At 71.0% G+C, this 25,322-nt stretch carries 19 protein-coding genes and 1 pseudogene; 4 read left to right on the plus strand and 16 right to left on the minus strand.

Annotated elements, in window-relative coordinates; translation table 11 throughout:
• The first annotated feature begins 39 nt into the window (after positions 1-39).
• Positions 40-744, plus strand: coding sequence for a TetR family transcriptional regulator (locus AB0H93_RS19565; protein WP_358574264.1), 705 nt, complete (start codon positions 40-42; stop codon positions 742-744).
• Positions 745-871: 127 nt separating this feature from the next.
• Here AB0H93_RS19565 and AB0H93_RS19570 read toward each other — a convergent pair whose 3' ends face one another.
• Positions 872-2,692, minus strand: a complete 1,821-nt coding sequence (locus AB0H93_RS19570; RefSeq protein WP_358574266.1) for a hypothetical protein — start codon at positions 2,690-2,692, stop codon at positions 872-874.
• Positions 2,682-3,503 (minus strand): hypothetical protein, encoded by an 822-nt coding sequence (locus AB0H93_RS19575; RefSeq protein ID WP_358574268.1) that lies wholly within the window; start codon positions 3,501-3,503, stop codon positions 2,682-2,684. Before AB0H93_RS19575 ends, AB0H93_RS19570 begins: the two co-directional genes overlap by 11 nt.
• A gap of 124 nt (positions 3,504-3,627) precedes the next feature.
• Here AB0H93_RS19575 and AB0H93_RS19580 point away from each other — a divergent pair, with 124 nt between their 5' ends.
• Positions 3,628-4,632 (plus strand): RICIN domain-containing protein, encoded by a 1,005-nt coding sequence (locus AB0H93_RS19580; RefSeq protein ID WP_358574269.1) that lies wholly within the window; start codon positions 3,628-3,630, stop codon positions 4,630-4,632.
• Between the two features lie 89 nt (positions 4,633-4,721).
• On the opposite strand, the gene AB0H93_RS19585 is transcribed toward AB0H93_RS19580, so the two are convergent.
• The 7 genes from AB0H93_RS19585 to AB0H93_RS19615 form a co-directional block, all read right to left on the minus strand.
• Positions 4,722-5,408 carry a GntR family transcriptional regulator gene (locus AB0H93_RS19585; RefSeq protein ID WP_358574271.1) on the minus strand — a complete coding sequence of 229 codons (687 nt, stop codon included), beginning with the start codon at positions 5,406-5,408 and terminating at the stop codon, positions 4,722-4,724.
• Between the two features lie 24 nt (positions 5,409-5,432).
• Positions 5,433-6,818 (minus strand): amidase, encoded by a 1,386-nt coding sequence (locus AB0H93_RS19590; RefSeq protein WP_358574272.1) that lies wholly within the window; start codon positions 6,816-6,818, stop codon positions 5,433-5,435.
• Positions 6,812-8,179, minus strand: a complete 1,368-nt coding sequence (locus AB0H93_RS19595) for an amidohydrolase family protein (protein ID WP_358574273.1) — start codon at positions 8,177-8,179, stop codon at positions 6,812-6,814. Before AB0H93_RS19595 ends, AB0H93_RS19590 begins: the two co-directional genes overlap by 7 nt.
• A 30-nt stretch (positions 8,180-8,209) precedes the next feature.
• Positions 8,210-9,121: a polysaccharide deacetylase family protein gene (locus tag AB0H93_RS19600; protein WP_358574275.1), complete on the minus strand. Its 912-nt coding sequence runs from the start codon at positions 9,119-9,121 to the stop codon at positions 8,210-8,212.
• On the minus strand, positions 9,118-9,594 hold the full coding sequence (locus tag AB0H93_RS19605; protein ID WP_358574276.1) for a deaminase: 477 nt from the start codon (positions 9,592-9,594) through the stop codon (positions 9,118-9,120). The genes AB0H93_RS19600 and AB0H93_RS19605 overlap by 4 nt, the downstream gene beginning before the upstream one ends.
• A 40-nt stretch (positions 9,595-9,634) precedes the next feature.
• Positions 9,635-10,966 (minus strand): MFS transporter, encoded by a 1,332-nt coding sequence (locus tag AB0H93_RS19610; protein ID WP_358574278.1) that lies wholly within the window; start codon positions 10,964-10,966, stop codon positions 9,635-9,637.
• Between the two features lie 322 nt (positions 10,967-11,288).
• Positions 11,289-12,206, minus strand: coding sequence for an alpha/beta hydrolase (locus AB0H93_RS19615; RefSeq protein WP_358574280.1), 918 nt, complete (start codon positions 12,204-12,206; stop codon positions 11,289-11,291).
• Between the two features lie 228 nt (positions 12,207-12,434).
• Between AB0H93_RS19615 and AB0H93_RS19620 the strand changes: the two genes are divergently transcribed.
• The gene (locus AB0H93_RS19620) at positions 12,435-13,703 is read left to right on the plus strand and encodes an amidohydrolase family protein (protein ID WP_358574281.1); all 1,269 of its coding nucleotides are present in this window, start codon (positions 12,435-12,437) and stop codon (positions 13,701-13,703) included.
• A gap of 94 nt (positions 13,704-13,797) precedes the next feature.
• Positions 13,798-15,037 (plus strand): annotated as a pseudogene (locus AB0H93_RS19625) (ATP-binding cassette domain-containing protein); the annotation flags it as partial.
• A gap of 43 nt (positions 15,038-15,080) precedes the next feature.
• Here AB0H93_RS19625 and AB0H93_RS19630 read toward each other — a convergent pair.
• The 7 genes from AB0H93_RS19630 to AB0H93_RS19660 form a co-directional block, all read right to left on the minus strand.
• The gene (locus AB0H93_RS19630; protein ID WP_358574282.1) at positions 15,081-16,556 is read right to left on the minus strand and encodes an amino acid permease; all 1,476 of its coding nucleotides are present in this window, start codon (positions 16,554-16,556) and stop codon (positions 15,081-15,083) included.
• A gap of 502 nt (positions 16,557-17,058) precedes the next feature.
• The gene (gene hutG / locus AB0H93_RS19635; protein ID WP_358574283.1) at positions 17,059-18,009 is read right to left on the minus strand and encodes a formimidoylglutamase; all 951 of its coding nucleotides are present in this window, start codon (positions 18,007-18,009) and stop codon (positions 17,059-17,061) included.
• Between the two features lie 70 nt (positions 18,010-18,079).
• Positions 18,080-19,741, minus strand: a complete 1,662-nt coding sequence (hutU, locus tag AB0H93_RS19640) for a urocanate hydratase (protein ID WP_358574284.1) — start codon at positions 19,739-19,741, stop codon at positions 18,080-18,082.
• Positions 19,742-19,853: 112 nt separating this feature from the next.
• Positions 19,854-20,642, minus strand: coding sequence for an IclR family transcriptional regulator (locus AB0H93_RS19645; protein WP_132483803.1), 789 nt, complete (start codon positions 20,640-20,642; stop codon positions 19,854-19,856).
• A 1-nt stretch (position 20,643) separates the two neighbouring features.
• Complete coding sequence (locus AB0H93_RS19650; RefSeq protein WP_358574285.1) at positions 20,644-22,032, minus strand: cytosine permease; 1,389 nt, start codon at positions 22,030-22,032, stop codon at positions 20,644-20,646.
• 160 nt (positions 22,033-22,192) lie between these two features.
• Positions 22,193-23,767 (minus strand): histidine ammonia-lyase, encoded by a 1,575-nt coding sequence (gene hutH / locus AB0H93_RS19655; protein ID WP_358574287.1) that lies wholly within the window; start codon positions 23,765-23,767, stop codon positions 22,193-22,195.
• A 105-nt stretch (positions 23,768-23,872) separates the two neighbouring features.
• Positions 23,873-25,288, minus strand: a complete 1,416-nt coding sequence (locus tag AB0H93_RS19660; RefSeq protein ID WP_358574288.1) for an amino acid permease — start codon at positions 25,286-25,288, stop codon at positions 23,873-23,875.
• Positions 25,289-25,322 lie beyond the last annotated feature (34 nt).

Raw genomic sequence — 25,322 nt, forward strand, 5'->3', positions numbered from 1 at the left:
GAAAGATCACGGAACCATTTGCGGGGAGGGAAAGTTCGCGTGAGCAAGACCAGGCCGGCCGCGACGGCGGGCGGCGCAACCGGGCCCGGCACTCGGGAGACGGCCCGGCGGGCCAAGACCCGGGAACGACTGATGGACGCCGCGTACGAGCAGTTCTGCGAGCACGGCATCAACGGCATCTCCATCGAGGCCATCGCGGACGCGGCCGGGTTCACGCGCGGCGCCTTCCACTCCAACTTCGCCAGCAAGGAAGAGCTGTTCGTGGCGCTGGCCGAGCGGGAGAACCGCCTGCGGCTGGAGGCGCTGCGGGAGAGGTTCGACGACGCGGTCGCCCCGCTCGGCCGAACCGAGGGCAAGCCCGGCCCGGAGCTGATCGAGGAGGCGCTCGCGGACCTGCTGGCGTTCCTGCCGGAGGAGCGGCAGTGGTGCCTGCTCAACAGCGAGTTCCGGCTGCTCGCGATGCGCGAACCGCAGATCGCGCCGCGCTTCCTGGAGTCCACGCGCGCGTTCCAGCAGCAGCTGTCCGACATGATCGACGCCGCGCTGGAATCGGTGGGACTGCGCTTCGCGATCGACTCGATGCACCTGACGAGGCTGCTGCTCGCCCAGTTCGAATCGGCGATGCAGGACGCGATCCTCTCCGGCGACGACGACCCGGTGCGAACGGTCCGCGACTACATCATGCTCACCCTGCCACGCCTGGTGCACACCCTCGCCGAGGTCCGCGAACCCGCGGAGCAGTGACCCGCCACCGAGCCTGACCGTCCTCAGTGGAGAGACACGCGGGCACGGCGAAAGATCGCCCCTCGACGTCGAGGGGCGATCCCGCGTGCGGTGCGACTCCGGCCAGCAGAGGCCCTCGGAGCACGGATCAGCTGGCGACCTTCACCCGGCTCGACTTCTTGCTCTGCGCCTTGGTCTTCGGCGTCTTGGTGTCGGTGCGGGCAGTCTTCTCGGACCGCAATTTCTTCACCCGACTCTGGACGCAGGTGTCGTAGCCGCCGCACTCCCGCTGCGCCTGCTGGTAGAGAGGGTCGTTGGCCGAGCGGCGGGCCTGCTTCGTGGCATCCGCGACAGCCCGGTCGTTGCTCCTCTCCTGCTGGCGCAGCCTCTTCGTCCGGTCGGTCACGCACGTGTCGTAGCCACCGCACTCCCTCCGCGCCTGCTGGTAGCTCGGATCGGCATTCGACGTGCGCGCCTTCTTCGTGACAGGTGCGACGACCCGCGCCTTCCGTTCTTCCTCCTTCCGCAGCCGCTTCGTCCGCTCCGTCACGCAGGTGTCGTAACCGCCGCACTCCCGCCGCGCCTGCTGATAGCTCGGATCCGCATTCGACGTGCGCGCCTTCTTCGTCGAATCAGCCACCTCGCGTGCGTTGCGGTCCCGCAGCCTCTTCGTCCGCTCTGTCACGCACGTGTCGTAACCGCCGCACTCGTGCCTCGCCTGCCGGTAGAGCGGGTCGGCGTTGGACTCGTCCGCGTTCTTCCTCGTCGTATCGAGCTGTTTCTGGTACTCGACCAGCTTCGGGCCGATGTCCCGGGTGGTGCCCTGGGTGAACCCCTTGGACGTGTCGAAAGCGCGGCCGAAGGTCTCCAGGTGGTTGTTGTCCTTGATGTCGTTGTAGTCATCGATGATGCGCTTGCGCAGCGCGGGATCCCGCATCGCCTTCCGCAGCGTTTCCTGGTGCTCCGCGGCCACGTGGTCGGCGTACGCCTGCCCGAGCAGCTCGCCGTAGACCTGGCTCAGGCCGGTGCCTCCGCCCCGGTAGCCACGCGGCATCCGGATGGTGCCGAGCCTGCCCAGGCGGCCCTGCGTCCGCACCTTGCCGGTGCTCGGCTGCTTGGCGGTGGTGCCGTCGGTGCCACCGTTGTCGGGTTTCTTCGGCTTGGCACCGGTTCCTGTGGTGTCCCCGCCTTCGTCGTCGTCCCGGCCGGCGGAGCGGACCCGATCACGGTCTTCCTGCGCCTGCTCCAATTCCGCACGCGCCTCGTCAACCTGCTTCTTGGCCTGCTGACGGCCGTGCGCGGTCAGCCGGGGGCTCTTGGCCGCCCGTTCGAAATCCTTGAGCCGGTTGGTGAGGCGGTTGACCTCCTTGTCCCAGTCGAAGGGCTCCGCCGCCTTCTTCGCCTTCATGTACTCGCTGAAGACGCTGTTGTAACTGTTGCGCGCCTGCTCCAGCTTCCGTGCGGCCGTCGCCCTGGCCCTCGGCGTCTTGGCGTTGGCCAACTGGTCCTTGCGCTTCGTGATGCGTTCCTCGGCTCCGTTGAGCCGTTTCTTGAGCCTTTCGGTGGTCTGGCCCGTCCGCCTGATGGCCTCCGCGACGTCGTCGGCCAGATCCGGCGCGTCGGCGATGGACACCGAGGTCTTTCCCGTGCTCAGCCCCTTTTCCAGGCGCCGCACCACGACGCTGGCAATGACCTTCTCGCGGAAGCGCGGGTCGCTGGGATCCAGCGTGTCGGGGAAGCGGATTTCGTAGATGACGCCCTTGATCTTCTGGATCACCTTCCGGGCACCGCCCGGCTGCCCCTGGCCGGGATTCGGCGTCGCGCTCGCCGGCGGCGGTTCCGCCGAAGCGACCGCCGCCGGCCCGACCAGCGCCACGCCGGTCGCCATCGTCGCGCCCACCAGCACCTGGACACCCAGCTTGCGCAACCGTCGACGCGCCTCCTCCAGCTTGTCCTGATCAGTACTCACCGGCCACCCCCGCCACCGCGTAGGGCTCCACTCGCATCGGCGCGGGCTCGTACTCCGCCGCGCTCGACTCGATCAAGGCCTCCGGTTCGGCGATCTCGCCCGACGGCTCGCCCCACACCTCCGCCGGCCGGTCCTCCGCACCTCCGCAATCCGCCGCAGCGCATTCCCGCGACTCGTGCCGCGGCTCCGACACGACCAACGCGGTCACGGGTTCTTCCTCCACCGGAACGGATTCCGGCTCGACGGACACCGGTTGCGGAGCCGTCATGAGTTCCTCCGCCTCCTGGCCCTCCTCTGCCGGAGATCCCAGGAGAACGACCGGGGGTGGTTCTGCTGCGTCGATGAGCTCGGCGGCCACCTCGTCGACCGCCTCCGGCGCGGTTTCCTCGATCGCACCGACCACCTCCGGCACGGCGTCCCCGATCGCGACGTCCACCTGCGCGGGGATGTCGGCGACCTCGATCTGCTCCGCCCGGGAGCGGAGCGGGACCGGCACCGCTTGCGAGAGCGGGACGTTCGCCGGCTCGGCCGGTTCCGGCGGGGCGGGAACCTCGGTGAGCTCCGGCAGCAGCAGATCCGCCTCCGGGACGTATCCCTTCCGCTCGAGGTACTCGTCGATGAGACGGCCGAGATCCGCGGGGAGCACCGCGGCCGCCGGCTCCGGCACCTCGCTCGCGACCATCCGGCTCCCGTACCCGACGGTCACCAGCCCGACCGCGAGCGCCCCCATCGTCACTCCCCCGGCGAACCCCGCGCAGACCAACGTTCCCCGGCTCCGCCGCCGGCGGCGGCTCATTCGTCGAATCGGCATTGCGAACTCCCTGTCGATCGCTGTGGATGCACCACCGAGGCAATCCGCTGCCACCTGGGGGAACAAGGTTCTGGGCTGTCCGGAACAGTCCCGGACACCGCCCGGGACGCAATAAGGTGGACGCATGAGTTCCGCTGGGGAGGAAGCTCCGATATCTCAGGACCGGCCCGATCCGAAGAACATCGACGACACCGCCGCTTTCGTCGCCGCATTGCGGCAAATGCGCGTGCGGGCCGACCTCAGCTTCCGCGCGCTGGAACGCCGCGCGGAGCGGGCCGGTGACGTGCTGCCAAGTTCGACCATCAACGCGGCGCTGTCCCGCGACAAACTGCCTCGCGCCGATCTCGTCGCCGCGTTCGTCCGAGCCTGCGGCGGCGACGAGCCGACCGTCGAGACCTGGGTCGCGGCCCGCAACGAGCTGGCAGCCAGGGCCGAGGGCCCACCCGGATCAGCAGGCGGGGACGAGGTGGAACCGGCGGTCGAAGCCGAGTTCGTGCCGGCCCCGACCAGTCGAGCCACCTGGCGACGGGCGGCGGTCGTCGCGGTCGCGGCCGTCGGCGCGGCGGCCGCGATCATCGCGTTGAGCCTGGCCTTCGGACAGCCGGAAACGCCTGCACCACCTGCGCAACGGCAGGCACCGCCCATCACGCCACCGCTGCCGCTCGACGAGAAGGCGGCCGGCCCGCTCGCCTCGGTCCAGCGGATCCGCCTCGCGCACTCCGGGCTGTGCCTGGGCGAAGGACCGGAGAAGTTCACCGCTTCCGGTCGAGACGTGCTCGGCCAGCACGACTGCGCGTCGGCCGGCCCCCCGATCGGTGTGGAGGCGGCCCCGGACGGGAGTTTTCGCCTGCTGCTGAACTCCTCGGAGAACGGGCTTGGTTGCGTGACCACCGATTACGGCGGCGAGCACGCCGAGGTGCTGCTCTCGGGGGACGAATGCGAGGACGGCCGCCCGGACCAGCGGTTCACCTTCGAACCGGTCGGTACTCCGGCCAACGGCTACCGGATGCACTCGGTGCCGGGGTCCAAGTGGTGCATCGGCGTCTTCCAGCACCGCATCGAGCCGGGCGTGCAGCTCATCCAGGACCGCTGCGACGGCAGTCGCGCGCAGGTCTTCCTCGTGGAGTGACCGGCTGCGCGCCGAATTGCAGCGCGAGGTCGATCACCTCTTGAGCGCCATGCCGCAGCGGATGCATCGCGGGCGAGCCCGGCCGGGAGCTAGGCCGAGCCATCCTGCGCGTGCGTGGCGTCGTACTGCGTCAGGGCGTGGGCCCGGCTGGTCCGGATGTGCGCCAGCGCCAGCGCCGCCGCCCGGTCGGGATCGCGATCGGCCAGGGCCTCGACGAGGCCCGCGTGCTCCGCGGCCTGGCGTTCGTACTCGTGGCTCCGGCCGATCAGCACCCGCAGGCGGCCGGTGAGCGGTTCGAGCATGCCGTGCAGGAACGGGTTTCCGGCCAGGTCCGTGACGGCGTCGTGGAAATCCGCGTTGATCTGCGTGACGTCGCTGTGGCGCTCCTTCGCCATCGCGGCCTTGGCACGCTCCAGCAGCTTCTCCAGGCGCCGCACGTCGCGCGGGGTCGCGCGTTCGGCCGCCAGCCGGAACACCAGGACCTCCAACGCCTCCCGGATGTCGAAGAGGTGCTCGATGTCGAGCCGGGTGAGCTCGGAGACGATGACGCCCCGCCGCGGCACGTTGTGGACCAGGCCTTCGGTCTCGAGCATGCGCAGCGCCTCGCGGACCGGGATCCGGGACACCCCGAACTCGTCGGCCAGCGCCTGCTCGACCATGCGGTCGCCCGGGCTGATCCGCCCGTCCGCGATGCGCGCGCGCAGCTCGTCGCGAACCTGCTCGCGCAGCGGGTAGTCCTGCGCGCCGATCACTCGGGGTGTCCGCGGCTTGGCCACTCTGCCGGCTCCTCTCCGTCCGGTTCAGACAATAGCGGCCTGGTCCTCGGCCACCCCGGGCAACGGCTGCGGCCGCATGGCCGGGAGCTCGGTCATCGCCGCCAGCCGCAGGACGGTCGGCTCGCAGTACCGGCGCCCCACGATCTGCAGCCCCACCGGCAGCCCGAGCGGGCTCGTGCCGCAGTTGACGCTCGCCGCGGGATGCCCGCTGAGGTTGAACGGCAGGGTGAGCCGGCAGTACTCCGGCAGCAGCCGCTCCGGATCCATCTCCGCCATCGGGACCGGCGCGAGTGCGAGCGTGGGAGTGCACAGCGCATCCAGGTCGTGCTCGTCCATCGCGTCGTCGATCGCGATCCGCACCCGGCGCCGCTGGTCGCGGGCCCACTGCAGGTCCGCGTCCGCGACCCGCGACCCGGCCTGCAGGGCGCGCAGGCTCGCCGGGTGGTACCGCTGCGGGCACGCGTCCATCCACTCCCGGTGGAGTCGCGCGCTTTCCCACGACACGAGCAGCGTGTGCGCCCTCGGCGTCTCGCTCATTCCCGGAATGTCCATGAGAACCACTTCGGCGCCGCGCTCGGCCAGCGACTCGACGGCACGCTGCACCACCTCGGCGATGCCCTCCTCGATGCCGTCGAAGAAGTACGCCGGGCAGCCGATCCGGGGGCGGGCCGCCCGGACCGGCCGGTCGGAGCCCGGCTGATCGGACAGGACGTCGTGCAGCAGCGCCGCATCGGCCACCGACCTGGTCAGCCATCCGATGTGGTCCACCGAGGTGCCGCCCGGGACCAGGCCGTCCGCGTCCACCATGCCGAACGTGGGTTTGAGGCCCACCACCCCGTTGATCGCCGCCGGCTTGCGGATGGAACCGCCGCCGTCGGTGCCGATGGCGGCCAGGCTGGAGCCGACCGCCACCGACACCCCGCCACCGGCCGTGGAGCCGCCCGGATACCGGGTGAGGTCCCAGGGATTGCGGGTCGGCGGCGCGTTCATGCCGATGCCGAACTCGTGCGTCCGGTGCTTGCCGGTGATGATCGCGCCGGCGGCCCGGAGGCGGCGCACCACGGCCGCGTCGACGTTGGGCACGTTGCCGGCGAGCACGTCCGACCCCGCCTCGGTGGGCATCCCCCGGGTGGCGATCAGATCCTTGATCCCGATCGGAATGCCGTGCAGCGGTCCCGAGATCTGCCCGTCGGACCACTTCCGGTCGGCATCGCGCGCGGCCGCCAGAGCCGCGTCGCAGTCGAGGTGCGCGTAGGCGTTCACGTGCGGTTCGGTTGCGCGGGCTCGGCTCAGCACCGCTTCCACGAGCTCGACGGCTTTCACTCGGCCCGCGCGCAGCTCCTCGGCAGCGCCGACGATGGTCAGGTCGGCGAGCGACTCCACCGGCCCATCGCCTCCCGGGGTCAGCATTGGCCGCAGACCGCCCGGTCGGCGGGTTCCCAGCCCGCGACCGATCGCCACAGGTCCTCGGCGCGTTCCTGGGCCGCGGCCACGACTTCGCCGGTGTCGACCGTCAGCACGGCGCGGTCCCGGACCACGAACTCGCCGTTGACCATCACGCTGTGGATGTCGCTGGACTGGCCCGCGTAGACGAGGTTCGCCACCGGGTCGAGCAGCGGCGCCAGGTGCGGGCGTTCGAGGTCCACGAACACCAGGTCGGCGAGCTTGCCGGGCTCGATGGAGCCGAGGTCCGCCTCCCGGCCGATGGCCCGCGCCCCCTGGATCGTGGCCATTTCGAGCACGTCCATCGCCTTGATGCCGGTGGGCCCGCCGTCGGCGACGCGGTTGACGCAGAGCGCGAACCGCATCGCCTCCACCATGTCGTGCACCATGTTGTCGGTCGCGAGCCCGACCACGGCGCCCAGCCTGCGCAACCGCGCGGCGGGCGCGATCCAGCCGCTCTTGGCGTTCACCACCGGGATGTGGCAGACGTTGGTGCCCGACTCCGCGAGGAGCTCGGCGTCGCCGTCCTCGAGGAAGGCGCAGTGACCGGCGATCAGCCCGCTCCCCAGGATCCCCAGGTCACCGAGATGCTGGACGGAGCTCCGGCCGGTGAGCCGCCGGACCTGTTCCACCTCCCCCGCGGTCTGGGCGAGGTGCATGAACATCCCGACGCCGCGTTCCTCGGCCAGCAGGGCCGCCTGTTCGAGCAGCCGCGACGACGCCGTGTCCGGGCCGTGCGGGCCGACCTGGCAGGTGATGCGGCCGCCGTCGTAGCCGTGCCACTCCTCGATGAGCTGGGCGTTGGTCTCCAGCAGCCGCTTGCCCAGATCGGCGTCGTAGCTGTACTCGCCGCCGCGGACCGTGAACAGGTCCGCGTCGTGGACGCGTTCGCTGACGACGGCGCGGATCCCCAGCTCGGCGAGCGCCTTCACGTTGGACAGCGAGTGGATGTAGTTCTCCACGATCGTGGTCGAGCCGAACGCCAGCGCCTGCAGGGCACCGAGCCGGGAGAAGACGTAGGTGTCGTCCGGGCCGAGGATCACGCCCTGCGGGATGTCCTTGCGGTAGACGGGTGCCCCGCCCATGTCGTCGCCGATGCCGCGGGTGACCGCGAGCGCGCAGTGCACGTGCAGGTTCACGAAACCGGGCAGGAGCAGCTGCCCCCGGGCGTCGATGCGCTCGGCGTCCGGATGCGCCTCCTCCAGCACGGCGCGCTTGCCCACGTCGGCGATGCGGCCGTCGTCCGCGACGACGACCGCGCCGTCCCGGATGACGGAGCGCTCGGCGTCGACGGGGACGACTGTCGCGCCACTGATCAGCTTGGTCATTTCTCGCCTTCCTCGTCCTCGAGATTGCGTCTACTGCGGATCGGCGGCGGGCCCGTGGTTCGCCCACCAGAACTCGGCGATGTCCTGCCGCCGCGCCCACCAGATCTCGCCCCGGTCCACCGCCTCCCGGAGGAACTCCCGCAGCGCGTGGGCGCGGGCCGGCTGGCCGATGATGCGCGGGTGCAGCCCGATCGACATCAGCTTCGGGCGGGTGGCGCCCTCCTCCCACAGGTAGTCCAGCGAGCGCCGGCAGTGGTCGAGGAACGCGTCGGGGCCCGACAGGGTCTGGCCAGGCAGGAACCGGCCGTCGTTGAGCGCGAAGGAGTACGGCACGACGAGGTGGTCCCGGCCGAGCACCGGAACGAAGTAGGGGAGCTCGTCGGCGAAGGAATCGCTGTCGTAGAGGAAGCCGCCTTCTTCGACGAGCAGTTCCCTGGTGTTCACCGACGCCGGCTGCCGGGAGTACCAGCCGCGCGGCCGCTCACCGCAGGTCTCCGCGATCGACTCGATCGCCATGCGCAGGCGCTGCCGCTCGGTCTCGCGGTCCAGTGTGGACACGTTCTCCCAGCGGTAGCCGTGGCAGCACACGTCGTGGCCTGCCTCCTTGATCCAGGCCGCGACCTCGGGGTTCATCTCCAGCGCCGTGGCGCACGCCTGGAACGTGACCGGCAGCCGCAGCTCGTCGAACATCCGCTGGAGGCGCCAGATCCCGGCTCGTGCGCCGTACTCGAAGATCGTCTCGTTGCCCAGGTCGCGGACCGGCAGCGGCGGGTAGTCGAACTCCTGGGGGATCTCGTTGCGCCCGTCGCCGTTGGCGTAGGAGTACTCCGAGCCCTCCTCGTAGTTGATCACGAGGCAGATCGCGACCCGGGCGCCGTTCGGCCACCGGACCTGGAGTCCCTCCCGGCCGTAGCCGACGAGGTCCCGGGCTTCGCCCGTCATTTGCGAACCTCCGCTCCCGGGCCGCCCGGCCCGCGGGTCGCCACGCACTCGTCGGCCAGCGGGCCTTGGCCCACCTGCAGCTTCGGACCGCCCGTCGCGGACATGGCGGCGAGCAGCTCGGGCCGGTAGTCGCCCCAGGCGCGGTCGCCGGCGCGTCGCCGGCCTCCGATGACGACCGCCTCCAGCCGCATGAGCAGGCACGCGCCCAGGCACATCGGACACGGTTCGAACGTCGTGAACATGGTGGCGGCGGCGGACATCGCGTCCGGCGTCTGGCGGGCGAAGTCGCGCAGGGCAACGACCTCGGCGTGGGCCGTGGGGTCGCCGGACGAGGTCGTCTCGTTGCCGCCGCGCCCGACGATCCGCTCGCCCACGACCACGACCGCCCCGACGGCGAGGTCGCCGCGCCGACCTGCCGCGCGCGCCTCGATGAGCGCTTCCTCCATGAACAACAGCTGCGTGTCGAGTTCCACGTCGCTCCTTCCCGACTTCGCATCGATCCCGGCTAGCACGTCACCCCGCCTCCCCGACGGTGCGCAGGTCCACGTGCGCCGTCTCCCGGGCGGCCAGGACGCAACCGACCATCAGCGCCAGCAGCGCGGCGAGGTACACGGCCACCGGGATCCAGGAGCCGAACTGCGCGATGAAGAACGCGGTGATGATCGGGGCCAGCGCCCCGCCGAACACGCCGGCCAGCTGGAAGCCGAGCCCCGCGCCCGTGTAGCGCACGCGGGTGGGGAAAAGCTCCGGCACGTAGGCCGCCAGCGGGCCCCACATCGCCGCGATCAGCACGTTCCCCACGACCGGCGCCAGGAGCATCAGGATGGTGGAACCGCTGTGCAGGAAGGAGAAGAAGGCGAACACCCACGCGGCGGAGCCGATCGCGCCGATGGCCAGGACCGGCCGGCGGCCGATGCGGTCGGCGAGGTGCCCCCACACCGGGATGGCGAGGGCCTGCGCGGCGGCGCCGAGCAGCACGGCGTTGAGCAGCAGCTGCCGGGACGCGCCCAGCTGGGTCGTGCCGTACACCAGGACGAAGACGTTGAACACGTAGAAGGTGACGTCGCTGCCGATGCGGGAACCGACCGCAATGGCCACGGTGCGCCAATGCTCGGTCACCACGACGAGCAGGGGCGCGCGCGACTGCTCGTGCCGGCCGCCGGCCTCTTCGAAGACCGGTGACTCGTGCACCTGGACGCGGATCCACAGGCCGATGAGCACGAGGATCCCGCTGGCCAGGAACGGAACCCGCCAGCCCCACGCGAAGAACGCCTCGTCGGAGACCAGGAACGTGACCAGCGAGAAGACCCCGTTGGCGATGAGCAGGCCGACCGGGCTGGCGATCTGGACGAGCGCGCCGAAGAAGCCGCGCCGCCCGTCCTTGCTGCTCTCCCCCACCATCAGCGCCGCGCCGCCCCATTCGCCGCCGAGCCCGATGCCCTGGACGAAGCGGAGCACCACCAGCAGCACCGGCGCCCAGATCCCCACCTGGCCGTAGGTGGGGACGACGCCGATGAGGGTCGTCGCCGCACCCATGATGACCAGCGTCGCGACCAGCACCGCCTTCCTGCCGCGCTTGTCGCCGAAGTGGCCGAAGATCACGGCGCCCAGCGGCCTGGTCACGAAGGCCACGGAATACGTGGCGAGGGACAACAACGTCGCCGCGACGGGATTGCCCGCCGGGAAGAACAGGGCCGGGAACACCAGCGCTGCCGCGGATCCGTAGATGAAGTGGTCGTACCACTCCAAGGTCGTGCCGGCGACGCTCGCCCCGATGACACGACGAAACGAACCCCGCTGCCGAACCATCGCAGGTGCTTGTGACGTGTCCGAGGAAGAAGTCATGCTCACTCCAAGGAACGGGCGTTCTGCGACCCGGCGCAGAACGAATTGGTGGATACCTGGCGCGAGAGCTGCGGACCGGCGCCGACGGCGATGCCGCCTCCGGATCCCGGAGGTTCGGGAGGCCCTGCGGTGAACTGGTACACCGGACTGAAAGGAAGATTTGGTATCCCGGATACTCGCAGCGGCCCGGCTCCTCTGTCAACGTTTTCGTATCCCGGATACCATCTGTTCACGAATGATCGTCAACTGGAAACATCGCATCCACCAGCGGAAACAAAGCAGGAAAAGCGCCATTTCCGGCGCTATCTGTCTCGTTACAGTTCTATTCGAACCGGCTCAATCCACGGCGGAGCGCATCGAGGGTTTCGGCGATCTGACGCCGGGATACGGCCGCGCTCGCGACGACGGCCGACCGGTGGAACGTGCCGGGGAACAGGTGCAGCTCGACCGATGAGCCGCCGCGCAACAGGCCGGACGCGTAGGACAAGCCCTCATCGCGCAGCGGGTCGTTCTCGTAGACCGACACGTACGCGGGCGGGAGACCGGAGAGATCATCGGCGCGAGCCGGCGCGGCGTACGGCGGGACGACCCCGCCGCAGTCCGCCAGGTAGTACCGCCAGCTCAACACCGCGTCGGGCCGGTTCCACAGTGGAGTATCGCCGAACGCCCGCATCGAGGCGGTGTCCAGCCGGTCGTCGACCTCGGGCGCGTCGAGCAGCTGGAAGCACAGCGGCGGCCCGCCGCGGTCGCGGACGAGCAGCGTGAGCGCGGCGGCGAGACCGCCCCCGGCGCTCATCCCGTACACCCCGATCCGCCCCGCATCGACGCCCAACTCGCGGCTTTCGGAAGCGATCCAGCGCAGCGCTGCCTCGCAGTCCCGCAGGGCGGCGGGGTACGGATGCTCCGGAGCCAGCCGGTAGTCGACGGCCACGACGACCGCGGGCACTTGCGCGGACAGATCCGCGGCTTGCACTGCGACCGTCTCCAGGCCGCCCATCACGAATCCCCCGCCGTGCAACAACAACAAGGCGGGAAGCGGGCCGGTGACATCGGGCGGCCGGCAGACCCCGACCCGCACGGAGCCGTCCGGACCGGGCACCGCGTGGTCGGTCATGTCGACCCCGCCGGGCGCCGCGCCCGCGGCGAGCTGCCGCATTCGGGCGCGAGCCCCGGCGAGGTCCTGGATGTGCAGGTCGGGCAGCGCGGGCAGGGCTGCCGCGAGCTCGGGATCCAGGCGCACGTCGTCACCCCCTCGCCGACGTCACCGCATTGTGCGGCCAGAGCGGCCGCCCCGGCCACTGCGGCGGCTCAGCGCTTGCCCGTGCGCACCGCGCCCGCGCTCGCATAGCTATGGGTATACCAAACGCTAATCCGATCAAGTACACGCGGCTCGTTTCTTGGATATTCCGAACCTGCGAGATGATTTGGTATACAGAACACCCCAAGCTTGGACTTCTAGGAGCTCGTGATGTGCCTCGACCCAACCCCGCCGCCGCCCAGCAGCGTCACCCGTCGCGGGGTGCTCGCCGCAGCCGCCGTGCTGGCCGGAACCGCCGCCCTGACCACCGCGCCCCGCTCGGCCGAGGCCGCTCCGCGACCCGGCTCGAACGGCGGCGACCTGGTCATCGAGGGCGGCACGCTGCTCGATCCGGCGACCGGTGAGGTCATCGAGGACAGCGTCGTCGTGATCCGCGACGGCATCGTCCGCGCGGCTGGTTCCCGCGACCGCGTGCAGGCACCCGCCGACGCCCCGCGCCTGGACGCGCGCGGCAAGTGGGTCCTGCCCGGCCTCGTCGACGCGCACATCCACCTCAACACGGCGGCCGAGGCCGCCGACGCGGTCCGCAAGGGCGCGACCAGCGCGCGCAGCGGTTCCACGAACTTCTACCAGGACATCGCCGTGCGCGAGCTGGCGTGGCAGGCGCCGCAGCAGGCGCCGCATCTGAAGGCCGCGGGCGTCTTCGTCACCCCGGATCTCGGCGACACCGTCCTCGCCGACCCCGACCTCACGCCGCTGGCGCGGCTCAAGGAGGGCGTCCGCTCGCCGGAGGCGCTGCGCCGCGTCGTCGAGGTGAACCTCGCCCGGGGCGCCGACGTGATCAAGACGCGGGTCAACGAGCGGGCCGGGTTGCCCGAGCAGGATCCGCAGACCCAGGTCTACTCCTACGAGCAGCTCGCCGTGGTGGTGGCCGCGGCCCGGAAGCGCGGCAAGAGCGTCCTGTGCCACAGCTACAGCGAGAAGGGCTGCCACGACGCGGTGACCGCGGGCATCCGCTCGCTGGAGCACGGCGTCTTCGTCGGTGAGCGGACCCTGCACGAAATGCGCCGCCGGGACACCTACTTCACCCCGACGCTCACCGCGATGGCCGGTCTCGCCGAGTCCACCAACCCGGTCCTGGCCGAACGCGGGCGCACCTACCTGCCCATCCTCAAGGACGCCGTCCGCGCCGCCCACGAGATGGGCGTGCCGCTCGCCGCCGGCACCGACTCCTCCGGCGGCACCGTCGACCCGATCGGCCGCGAGGTGCAGCTGATGCACGAGGCAGGCCTGCCCGCGCTCGACGCCATCCGCACCGCGACGACCTCCGCCGCCAGGCTCCTCGGCGTGGAACGCGAAGCGGGGCGGCTCACCGCGGGCTTCCAGGGCAACGCGATCGTCGTCTCGGGTGACCCGCAGCGCGACCTGTCCGTCCTGATGTCGCCGGTGCACGTCGTTCGTTCAGGGCTGGTCGTCTAGTCCTACCACTTCCACCGTGGCGGGCCGTGGTCGATTCCCCGGCCCGCCACGGCGTTCCGGCTTCTTTTCGTCTCTTGTGGACGGTTCCGGCACCGAGTAGTACGCCGAAGCGCTGGCCGCCGCGGAGGCGCTGAACGCCTGGGATGCCGACCGCCGGGTCGACATCTCGCTGGCCGCACTCGGCGCCGTCGCCGACCGCGCCCGGCCGCTGGCCGCGCTGTCGGTCGGCCAGCGCTACCGGGTGCGGTTGGCCTGCCTCCTCGGCCGGGCACGACCTGCTGCTGCTGGACGAGCCGCCGAACCACCTCGACGCGGCCGGTCTCGAACACCTGACCACGCGGCTGCGGGAACACCCGGGCGGCGTCGTGCTCGTCAGCCACGACCGCGCGCTGCTCGCCGACGTCGTCACCTCGGTGCTCGACCTCGACCCGACCAGGGACGGGCGCCCGCGGACCTACGGCGGCGGGTACGCCGGTTACCAGCAGGGGAAGCGGGCCGAACGCGAGCGCTGGGAGAACGAATACCGCGCACAGCAACGCGAACACCAGCGGCTCGCCGACGACCTCTCCGCGGCCCAGGACCGCCTGTCCACCGGGTGGCGACCGGAGAAGGGCACCGGCAAGCACACCCGCGCCACGCGCGCGCCCGCGCTCGTGCGGGCGGTCCACCGGCGGCAGGAAGACCTCGACGCGCACCGCGTGGACGTGCCGGCGCCGCCGCTGCGCTTCCAGGCCCCGGAACTCGGGGACATGCCAGGGGTTCCGCTCCTGCACGCCGACGAGGTGACCCTGCGCGGGCGGTTGGAGCAACCCCGGTCGCTGCTGCTGCGATCCGGCGATCGCCTCGTCGTCACCGGCCGCAACGGTGCCGGGAAGTCGAGTCTGCTTTCGCTGCTGTCCGGTGAGCTCCAGCCGACGTCGGGTGCCGTGGTGCGCAACGCCTCGGCGCGGGTCTCGTGGCTCGCGCAGGAATCGCCGGCTGCGGCACGGCTGACCGCCGGTGAGGCGTACCAGCGGGCCGTCGACGAACTCGCCGTGTCCGGGCTGATCGACGGCGACGCGATCCCGTTGCCGGAGCTCGGGCTGCTGCCCGACGCCGCCGGCCGACCGGTCGCCGAGTTGTCGATCGGCCAGCAACGCCGGCTGCAGCTTGCGATCGCGCTGGCCGCGCGGCCGCACGTGCTGCTGCTCGACGAGCCGACGAACCACCTGTCGATGACGCTGGTCGAAGAGCTCACCGATGCGCTGACCACGACCACAGCGGCGATCGTGGTCGCCACCCACAACAGGCAGCTGCTGCGCGACACCGCGAACTGGCCGCGGCTGCCGCTCTGACCGCCTCGCGCGGCTCCACCCCGCTCCGGGGTGGAGCCGCGCCTCACTGCTTGTCCGCCGGCACGGCGTCCCCGGCCGGGGCGTTGCTGCGGCCGTAGTGGTGGGTGGTGAACATGTAGATCACGCCGATGGCGACGACGATCCCACCGGAGAGCAGCACGATGTAGTTGTCGTACCAGGCGGCCTGCGGCGTTCGTGGCCACGAGATGTTCACCATGGCGCCGATGCCGTAGGCCAGCGCCACGACGTTGACCAGGATCCCCCACCGGCCGAGGGTGAACTTGCCCGTCGGTCGCCAGCCCTTCAGCCGCGCGCGCAGGGCGGCGAGCACGACCATCTGGAACGCCAGGTAGATCCCCAGGATCGCGAACGAGACGATCTTGGTGAGCGCGTCGGTGGAGATCAGCGACCCCACCGCGATGATCGCCGGGACCACGCCGGCCAGCAGGAGCGCGTACGGCGGCACGTGGCGGGCGTGGGAGAAGCGGCGCAGCACCTTGTAGCCGATGATCATCTCGTCGCGGGCGTAGGAGTAGGTCAGCCGCCCGGCCGCCGCCTGCAGGCTGATCGTGCAGGACAGGAACGAGATCAGCACCACGCTCATCACCGCCCGCGCGCCCGTCTCGCCGAAGGCGCTGTTGAGCACGTTGATCAGCGGATCGGCGTCTTCGCCGGAGATGACCTTGCCGAAGTCGGGCACCGCCAGCAGCAGGGTCAGGCAGGCGAACGTCGCCGCAGCACCGCCGATGTAGATGGTGCGCCGCATCGCCTTCGGCACGTTGCGGCCCGGGTCCGGGACTTCTTCGGCGGTGTCGCCGCACGCCTCGAAGCCGTAGTACTGGTAGAAGCCGATGATCGCGGCCGCGAGGAACACCGGCAGGTAGGGGCCGGAACCTCCGGCGCCGAAGTTGTCGAACAGCACCCCCAGGCCGTGGAAGCGGTGGGTCGTCAGCAGCCAGATGCCCACGAACAGCGCGCCCAGCAGTTCGGCGGTGAACCCGATGATCGCGGCCATCGACAGCACCTTCGTGCCGCCGTAGTTGATCAGGGTGGCCACCACGATCAGCGCGACCGTGCACAGCACGTTGTTGATGACCGTCGGGTGGAAGCCGAACAGCAGGGCGATGTAGGGCCCGGCGCCGTAGGCGACGCTCGTGATCGTCACCAGCAGTGCCATCAGGTAGACCCAGCCGGACATCCACGCCCAGCGCTTTCCCCACAGCCGCCGGGCCCAGGGGTAGATCCCGCCCGCCAGCGGGTACTGCGCGACGACCTCCCCGAACACCAGGGCGACCAGGAACTGCCCGGCGCCGGCGAGCAGGAAGCTCCAGATCATCGGCGGCCCGCCGGCGGCCAGCGCGACCCCGAACAGCGTGTAGGTGCTCACCACCGGCGACAGGTAGGTGAACCCGAGGGCGAAGTTCGCCCACAGGCTCATGTCCCGGCGGAATTCCGTGGTGTAACCGAGCTCGCTCAGCCGCGCGTCGTCGCTGCCGGCTTTGCTGTCCGAAGTGGACATCGCGGCCCCCTCGGTCGGATTCGGACCGGGTCGGCCGTGGGTTCACGCTCGCGCTCGAACGGGTAGCCGAACGCCGGGCGACGCGGTCCCGTTCGCTCACGAACCAGTCGGCACCCGGACCAATTTCGTGAACGCGGATACCGGAGATAGTCCTCCGCCGCCCGGCGTCTAGCTAGTCGAACCCCGCAGGTCACGCACCGTGTTCGAAGCGGTGCCGGATCAGCGCGCTCGCCGCCGTTCCCGCCGGGGTGCCGAGCGCGTGGAACTCCTCGCAGTCGGTCGCGGTCAGCGGCCCGAGCGCGACGAGGACGACGTCGTCGTTCTCCGGTGGAGGGGAACTCCCACCACCCTACCGAGACACCGCCCCGGTGCTCCGGGCCAAGACCCGGCCGCTATTCCAGTCCACGTTGGACGGTGCCCTGCTCCTCTTCGAGCATGGTCGTGAACGCCTCGTCGGAGAGTTCGCGGGGATCCGCGGTTTCGTGCTCGGGCATTCCTCCCCCTACTGGTGAGTGCGTTGCGCGGTGACGATCCGGTGGACCAGGCGGGCCGCGGTCCGGGCGGTGCGGTTGTCGATGTCGAGCCCGGGATTGAGCTCCGCGACGTCGCAGAGCGCCAGCTTGCCGCTGGCCGCCACCCGCTCGCACACGTGCTGGATCGTCTCCAGCGGGACGCCGTAGGCCGCCGGGGCGCTCACGCCGGGCGCCACCGCCGCAGGCAGCACGTCGAGGTCGATCGTCAGGTAGACCACGTCGCAGCCGGTCAGGAACCGGTCCACGAACTCGTCCACCGCGACCAGGTTCGCCGGGCCGCAGTGGTCGTCGAGCAGGTAGTCCACGCCCAGCTCGTCGGCGGTGTCGAACAGGGCTTTGGTGTTGCTCGGCTGGCTGATGCCCAGCACCGCGTAGTGCAGGTGTTCGCCGCTCTGCCGCTCCCGGTCGGCCATCTGCCGGAACGGCGTGCCGGAGCTCGGTGTTTCGTCGGCGCGGAGGTCGAAGTGCGCGTCGAGGTTGAGCACGCCGAGCTTCGCGCCGGAGCGCACCCGCGCCGATTCCGCGATGCCGAGGTAGCTGCCGTAGGCGATCTCGTGCCCGCCGCCGAAGACGACGACGAACCGGCCGTCGTCGAGCAGGTCCGTCACGGCCCGGCCGAGCCGTTCCTGCCCGGCTTCCAGCGCACCGTCGGTGACCTCGACGTCGCCCGCGTCCGCGGCTTCCACCGGTGCGGGCAGCGCCATCGAGGCCAGCGCCTCGCGGATGGCGCGCGGGCCGTCCGCCGCTCCCGGGCGGCCCTTGTTGCGGCGGACGCCTTCATCGCTGCGGAACCCGAGGAACGCGACGTCCGCCGCTCCCCCGGCGCCGACGACGTGGTGCCACCTGAGGTGTTCGGGCCCCGGTCCGTCGTCGCGGCCGCTCCAGCGCTGCGGCGCGCGGTTCACCGCCTCAACGATCACTTTCCCACTCCTGCAAGTCCAATTTGGTCGCCGGCGGCCCGGAGGCGCAGCCGCCTCCGGGCCGGCCGGTTCACGCGTCGAGCATCGGGATCCGCACGCCGCGCTCCCTGGCGACGTCGGTCGCGTGCTGGTAGCCGGCGTCGACGTGGCGCAGCACGCCCATGCCCGGGTCGTTGGTGAGCACCCGGGTCAGCTTCTCGGCGGCCAGCTCGGTGCCGTCGGCGATGCAGACCTGCCCGGCGTGGATCGAGCGCCCCATGCCGACGCCGCCGCCGTGGTGGATCGACACCCACGACGCGCCCGAGGAGGTGTTGACCAGCGCGTTCAGCAGCGGCCAGTCGGCGATCGCGTCGGAGCCGTCCAGCATCGACTCGGTCTCCCGGTAAGGCGAGGCGACCGAACCGGAGTCGAGGTGGTCGCGGCCGATGGCGACCGGGGCGGACAGCTCGCCGGAGGCGACCATCTCGTTGAACTTCAGGCCGGCGCGGTGCCGTTCGCCGTAGCCCAGCCAGCAGATCCGGGCGGGCAGGCCCTCGAAGGCGACCCGCTCGCCGGCCATCGTCAGCCACCGGTGCAGGTGCTCGTTCTCCGGGAACAGCTCCATGATCGCCTTGTCGGTGGCCGCGATGTCCGCGGGGTCACCGGACAGCGCCGCCCACCGGAACGGGCCGAGGCCCTCCTCGAACAGCGGCCGGATGTGCGCGGGCACGAACCCCGGGAACGCGAAGGCCCGGTCGTAGCCGGCCTTGCGGGCCTCGTCCCGGATGGAGTTGCCGTAGTCGAAGACCTCGATGCCCTTGTCCAGGAAGCCCACCATCGCCTCGACCTGGGCGGCCATCGACTTGCGGGACCGCTCGGTGAACGCCGCCGGGTCCTGCTCCGCCAGCGCGGCCCACTCGTCGAGCTCGACGCCCACGGGCAGGTAGGAGAGCGGGTCGTGCGCGGAGGTCTGGTCGGTGACGATGTCGATCGGCGCGTCCATCTCCAGCAGCTTCGGGAACACCTCGGCGGCGTTGCCCAGCAGCCCGATCGACAGCGGCTTGCGCTGGTCCCTGGCCTCCACCGCGAGCCGCAGCGCGTCGTCGACGTCGTCGGCGCGGACGTCGAGGTAGCGGTGGGCGATGCGGCGCTCGATGCGCGAGGGGTCGCACTCCACGCAGATCGCCACGCCCTCGTTCATGGTCACCGCCAGCGGCTGCGCGCCGCCCATGCCGCCGAGCCCGGCGGTCAACGTGATGGTGCCGGCGAGGGTGCCGTCGAAGCGCTTGCGGGCGACCGCGCCGAAGGTCTCGTAGGTGCCCTGCAGGATGCCCTGGCTGCCGATGTAGATCCACGACCCGGCGGTCATCTGGCCGTACATCGTCAGGCCCAGCGAGTCGAGGCGGCGGAACTCCTCCCAGTTCGCCCAGTCGCCCACCAGGTTGGAGTTGGCGATCAGCACCCGGGGCGCCCACTCGTGGGTGCGCAGCACGCCGACCGGCTTGCCGGACTGCACCAGCAGCGTCTCGTCCTTCTCCAGGGTCTTGAGGGTCTCGGTGATCGCGTCGAAGGCCGCCCAGCTCCGCGCCGCCTTGCCGGTGCCGCCGTAGACGACCAGGTCGTCGGGGCGTTCGGCGACCTCGGGGTCGAGGTTGTTCATCAGCATCCGCAGGGCGCCTTCCTGCTGCCAGCCGCGGCAGTTCAGGTCGGTGCCGCGCGGGGCGCGGACGGTGCGGGCGTCTTCGTTGCTCATGTGCTGCTCCAGGTTCGAGCCGTTCTCGTTGGTCCCATCAGACCCCGCACCGCGCCCGGCCGACAGCGCGGAGCCGGGTTGTTCTCGGATCCGAGACACCTGCTTCCGACGCTCAGGCGACCGGGCGCGGGTCGCGGCCGGAGATGGCCGCCGTCAGCCCGGCGGCGCCGCCGCGCATCGCCTCGCCGACCACGGCCGGTTCGTGGCGCTCGTGGAACCGGCTCCACGTGGTGCTCAACGCCGCCACCGGCCGTCCACTGTGGTCGAACACCGCGGCGCCCACGGAGCGCATGCCGGGCGCGACCAGCTCCACCTCCTCCGACCAGCCGCGCTCCCGGTCGACCGCCAGCCCCTCCCCCAGCTCCGCCAGGGTCCGGGGGCCGCGGCCGGTGCGGGTGATGAAGTCGCTGCGGTGCGGGAACAGGGCGCGGATCTGCGCTTCGGTGCTGCCGGCGAGGATCGCGCGGCCGTTGGCGGTCAGGTGCGCGGGCAGCCGCACCCCGACGTCGGTGATCAGCGAGACGTCGGCGCCGGAGGTCGGCTGCTCCTTCAGCAGGTACACCGTTTCCGCGCCGTGCAGGATGCCGAGGTGCACGGTCTGCCCGAGGCTGCGGGCCAGCCGGCGCAGGATCGGCGCGGCCCGCCGCTCCAGCGGCTCGTGCCGGAGGTAGGCGGAGCCGATCTCGAACGACACCACCCCGAGCCCGTAGGCCTGCTCCGCCGCCAGGTACACCACGAATCCCTTGTCCACCAGGACGGAAAGGATGTGGTACAGCGACGAGCGGGGAATCCCGAGATCCCTGGCGAGGCTCGCCGCGCGCACCGGCCCGGGTCCTTCGGCGAGCCGGACGAGGACGTCCAGCGCCCGCCCGACGGCCGGTGACGCGCTCGACTCGGCCACCTCATGCACCTCCCGCGACGGGACGATTCTCGCGGATCCGGTTGCGCATCGCCGCCCAGTAGATCGCGCCGGGCACGACCAGCCCGAGCAGCCACGCGATGTCGGCGCCGCCGAGCAGCGGAACCATGAAGCCGGTGAAGACCTTGTCCACGTTGGAGAACGGGATCTGCACGGCGATGCCGAAGAAGTAGGCGACCAGCGCGGGAACGCACCAGCGGCCGTAGCGGCCGTTCGGGTCGTACATCGCGTCGAGGTCGTAGTTCTCCTTGCGCAGGAAGTAGAAGTCGACCAGGTTGATCGCGCTCCACGGCGTGAGGAAGTACAGCAGGAAGTGCAGGAACAGCACGAAGTTCGACAGGAAGTCACCGCGCCCCAGCACCGCGAGCACGCCGCCGAGGACGCCGACGAACGCGATGTAACCGATCCGGGCCCCTTGCGAGAGCACCGCCCTGCGGGTGAACGCGGTCAACGTGGTGGCCACCGTCATGTAGCCGCCGTAGATGTTGAGCACGTTGATGGTGAGCTTGCCCAGCGCGATGGCCAGCAGCAGCGGCAGCACCAGCGCCTCGCCGCCGAGTCCCACCACGTAGGTCACCTCGTGGCCCTTGAACTCCTTGCCCGCCACCGCGTAGGCGAGCGCGCCGAAGGACATCGCCCACGTCGCGCCGAGCGCGGTGCCGCCGTAGGTCCACCAGAACGTCGCCCGGATCGAGGTGCTCGCCGGCAGGTACCGGGAGGTGTCCGCGACGTACGGGCCGAAGGTGAGCTGCCAGGACGCGGTCAGCGACAGCGCGAGCAGGAACGCGGGCAGGTCGAGCTCCGCGTTCGCCAGCACCGGCCCGAGGTCGTGCGTGGTGACCAGCCGGAACGTCAGGTACACGAACACCACGACCGACACCAGCGACGCGAGCCAGCCGAAGCGGTGGATCAGCCGGTATCCGGCGATCGCGATCAGCGCCGACAGCGCTGCGTAGAGCAGGATGCTGGCGTCCACCGGCAGCCCGGTGATCGCGGCCAGCGCCTGGCCGCCCAGCACGTTGCCGCTGGCGAAGTAGCCGAGGTACATCAGCACGACCAGGACCAGCGGCAGCACCGCGCCGTACACGCCGAACTGCGCCCGGCTCTGGATCATCTGCGGGATGCCGAGCTTCGGCCCCTGCGCGGCGTGCAACGCCATCGGGATGCCGCCGATGGCGTTGCCCAGCGCGATGGCCGCCAGCGCCCACAGCGGGTGCAGGCCCACGAGCACGGTCAGCGCGCCGGTCACGGCCGAGGTGATCTGCATGTTTCCGGCGAACCACAACGTGAACAGGCTGCGCGGGTTGCCGTGCCGCTCGCCGTCGGGGATCGGGTCGATCGATCTGCGCTCGACCTGCAACGATCCGGCCATTCGCCCTCCTCGCGCCGCGGAATTCGTTCGTTCCATTAGTCGCCGCGCGGGTTCCCGGAGCAATCCCCGGCCGGAAGCAGTTGTCCAGGATGACAGACAGTCCGGGCGCGGGAGGGGTCACGCCCCTCCCGCGCCCGGAAGTCCTGACTGCGAACGGGTCTCAGTCGAGAGCGCCGACGACTTCCTCGACGGCGTCGACCAGTGCGCCGGACCGGCACAGCTCGACGGCGGCCCCCATCTCCGGCGCCAGGTGCCGGTCGGCGCCGGGACCGGCGACGTGCTGCCGGATGCGGTCGCGCACGGCTCCGGTGGCGGGCGACGGGCTCAGCGGCTGCCGCATGTCCATGGCGCGCGCCGCGGTGAGCGCTTCGATCGCCAGGACGCGGGTGAGGCCGTCGACGGCGCGGCGGAGCTTGCGGGCCGCGGACCAGCCCATCGAGACGTGGTCCTCCTGCATGGCCGAGGACGGGATCGAGTCGACGCTGGCCGGGACGGCGAGGCGCTTGAGCTCGGAGACGATCGCGGCCTGGGTGTACTGGGCGATCATGTGGCCGCTGTCGACGCCGGGGTCGTCCGCGAGGAACGGCGTCAGGCCGTGGTTGCGGGCGGGGTCCAGGAACCGGTCGGTCCGGCGCTCGCTGATGCTGGCCAGGTCCGCGGCGACGATGGCGAGGAAGTCCAGCACGTAGGCGACGGGGGCGCCGTGGAAGTTGCCGTTGGACTCCACGCGGCCGTCGGGGGTGACCACGGGGTTGTCCACGGCGCTGGCGAGCTCGACGGCCGCGACAGACTCGGCGTGGGCGAGGGTGTCGCGGACGCCGCCGGCGACCTGCGGCGCGCAGCGCAGCGAGTAGGCGTCCTGCACGCGGTTGCAGTCGGGGCCGGCGTGGCTGGCCACAATGCCCGAGCCGGCGAGCACGCGCCGCATGTTGGACGCGGCGGCGGCCTGGCCGGGATGCGGGCGCAGTTCCTGCAGGTCGGCGGCGAAGACGCGGTCGGTGCCGAGCTGGGCCTCCACGCTCATGGCGGCGGTGATGTCGGCCAGCTTCACCAGCTTGCGCAGGTCGTGGCAGGCCAGCACGAGCATGCCGAGCATGCCGTCGGTGCCGTTGATCAGCGCGAGCCCTTCCTTCTCGGCGAGCTCGACCGGGGTGATCCCGGCGGCGGCGAGGGCTTCCGCGGCGGGCAGCGAGCGGCCGTCGGCGTCCCGCACGGTGCCTTCGCCCATGAGGGCGAGCGCGGCATGCGCGAGCGGCGCGAGGTCGCCGGAGCAGCCCAGGCTGCCGTACTCGTGGACCACCGGCGTGATCCCGGCCGACAGCATCGCGGCGTAGGCGTCGGCGATCTCGGGGCGGACGCCGGTGCGGCCGGTGGCCAGGGTGGACAGGCGCAGCAGCATCAGCCCGCGGACGACCTCCCGCTCGACCTCCGGGCCGCTTCCGGCGGCGTGCGAGCGGACGAGGCTCTTCTGCAGCTGGCGGCGCAGTTCCACCGGGATGTGGCGGGTCGCGAGCGCGCCGAACCCGGTGGAGATCCCGTAGACCGGCTTCGGTTCTTCGGCGAGGCGCTCGATCCGGCCGCGGGTGTCCGCGAGGGCCTGGCGAGCCTCCTCGGAGAGCTCGACCCGCGCGCCGCCGCGGGCGACGCGGACGACGTCGGCGGGGCTGACGGCGCCGACTCCCACGACCACCGGCTGGGCGGTGATGTCCGCGCTGGCTTCAGTGCTGCTGAGCATGCTCAATGTTGTTCTTCCTCGTGAGTTGGGGCGTCGCGCTCGCTTCTTCCGGCTGGTGGCGCCAGATGAAGCATAGGGTTGTCTATACAGCTGCGTGTCCGGTGGTCAGCCGGTCCCGGCCTCGGACGCGGCGAGCCGGTCGTCGTCGGAGCTCCCGCCGGCGGCCTTGCGGCGGCCGACGCCGAACTTGTAGAAGATCGTGAGAGCGGCGAGCCACACGGCGCCGACGATGAGTGCCACGCGGGTGTCCGCGGAGAACGCCAGCAGCACGAACACGAAGACCAGGAAAGCGATCGCCGCGATCTGCGCGTACGGCCACAGCGGCGACGGGAACTTGAGCGCCGACGCCTCGGCCGGGCTCATCTTCCGGCGGGCCTGGAAGTGCGCCAGCATGATCATCAGCCACACCCAGACCGTGGCGAAGGTCGCGATGGAGGCGATGATCGTGAAGATGTCCTCCGGGACGACGTAGTTGAGCACCACGCCGATCAGCAGCGCGCCGGTCATGATGACCACGGTCATCCAGGGCACGCCGTTGCGCGAGACCCGGCCCATGATCGCCGGCGCCTGACCGCGCTCGACCATGCCGAACAGCATGCGGCCCGCGCCGAAGATGTCGCTGTTGATCGCCGACAGCGCGGCGGTGATCACCACGACGTTGAGGACGGTCGCCGCCGAGGTCAGCCCGAGGCCCTCGAAGATCTGCACGAACGGGCTGCCCGAGGAGCTGATCGACTGCCACGGGGTGATCGACATGATGACGCCGATGGTCAGCACGTAGAACAGCAGCACGCGCACCGGAACGCTGTTCACCGCGCGCGGGATGGTCTTGTGCGGCTCCTCGGCCTCCCCCGCGGTGACGCCGATGATCTCGGTGCCGCCGAAGGCGAACATGACCACGGCGAAGGACATCAGGAAGCCCTCGATGCCGTTGGGGAAGAACCCGCCGTGCGACCACAGGTTGCTCACGCCGGTCTCCGCGTGGGCGCCGCTGAAGCCGAAGGCGAGGACGGCGATGCCGCCGAGGATCATCGCGACGATCGCGCCGATCTTGACCACGGAGAACCAGAATTCGAGCTCGCCGAAGACCTTGACGCTCAGCAGGTTCACCGCGCCGATGACGAACAGCGTGGCCAGCACCCAGATCCACCGCGGCACGTCGGGGAACCAGAATCCCATGTAGACGGCCAGCGCGGTGACGTCCGCGATGCAGACGATGATCATCTCGAAGGTGTAGGTCCAGCCGGTCAGGAAGCCCGGCAGGCGCCCCAGGTGCCGACTGGCGTACTCGCCGAACGAGCCGGGCACCGGGTCGGCCACGGCCATCTCACCGAGCGCCCGCAGCACCACGAAGACCACGGCACCGCCGATCAGGTAGGCCAGCAGCACCGAGGGGCCGGCCTGGCTGATCGCCTCGGAAGAGCCGTAGAAGAGACCGGTGCCGATGGCCGAGCCGAGGGCGATGAAGCGGATGTGCCGTGCCGTGAGGCCACGGGTCAGTGCCGCCGCGCCTTTTCTCACCTTTTCCTCCCTGCGGGAACCACGTTGTCCCCTC

Source organism: Saccharopolyspora sp. NPDC050642 (assembly GCF_040654735.1).
GTDB lineage: Bacteria > Actinomycetota > Actinomycetes > Mycobacteriales > Pseudonocardiaceae > Saccharopolyspora > Saccharopolyspora elongata.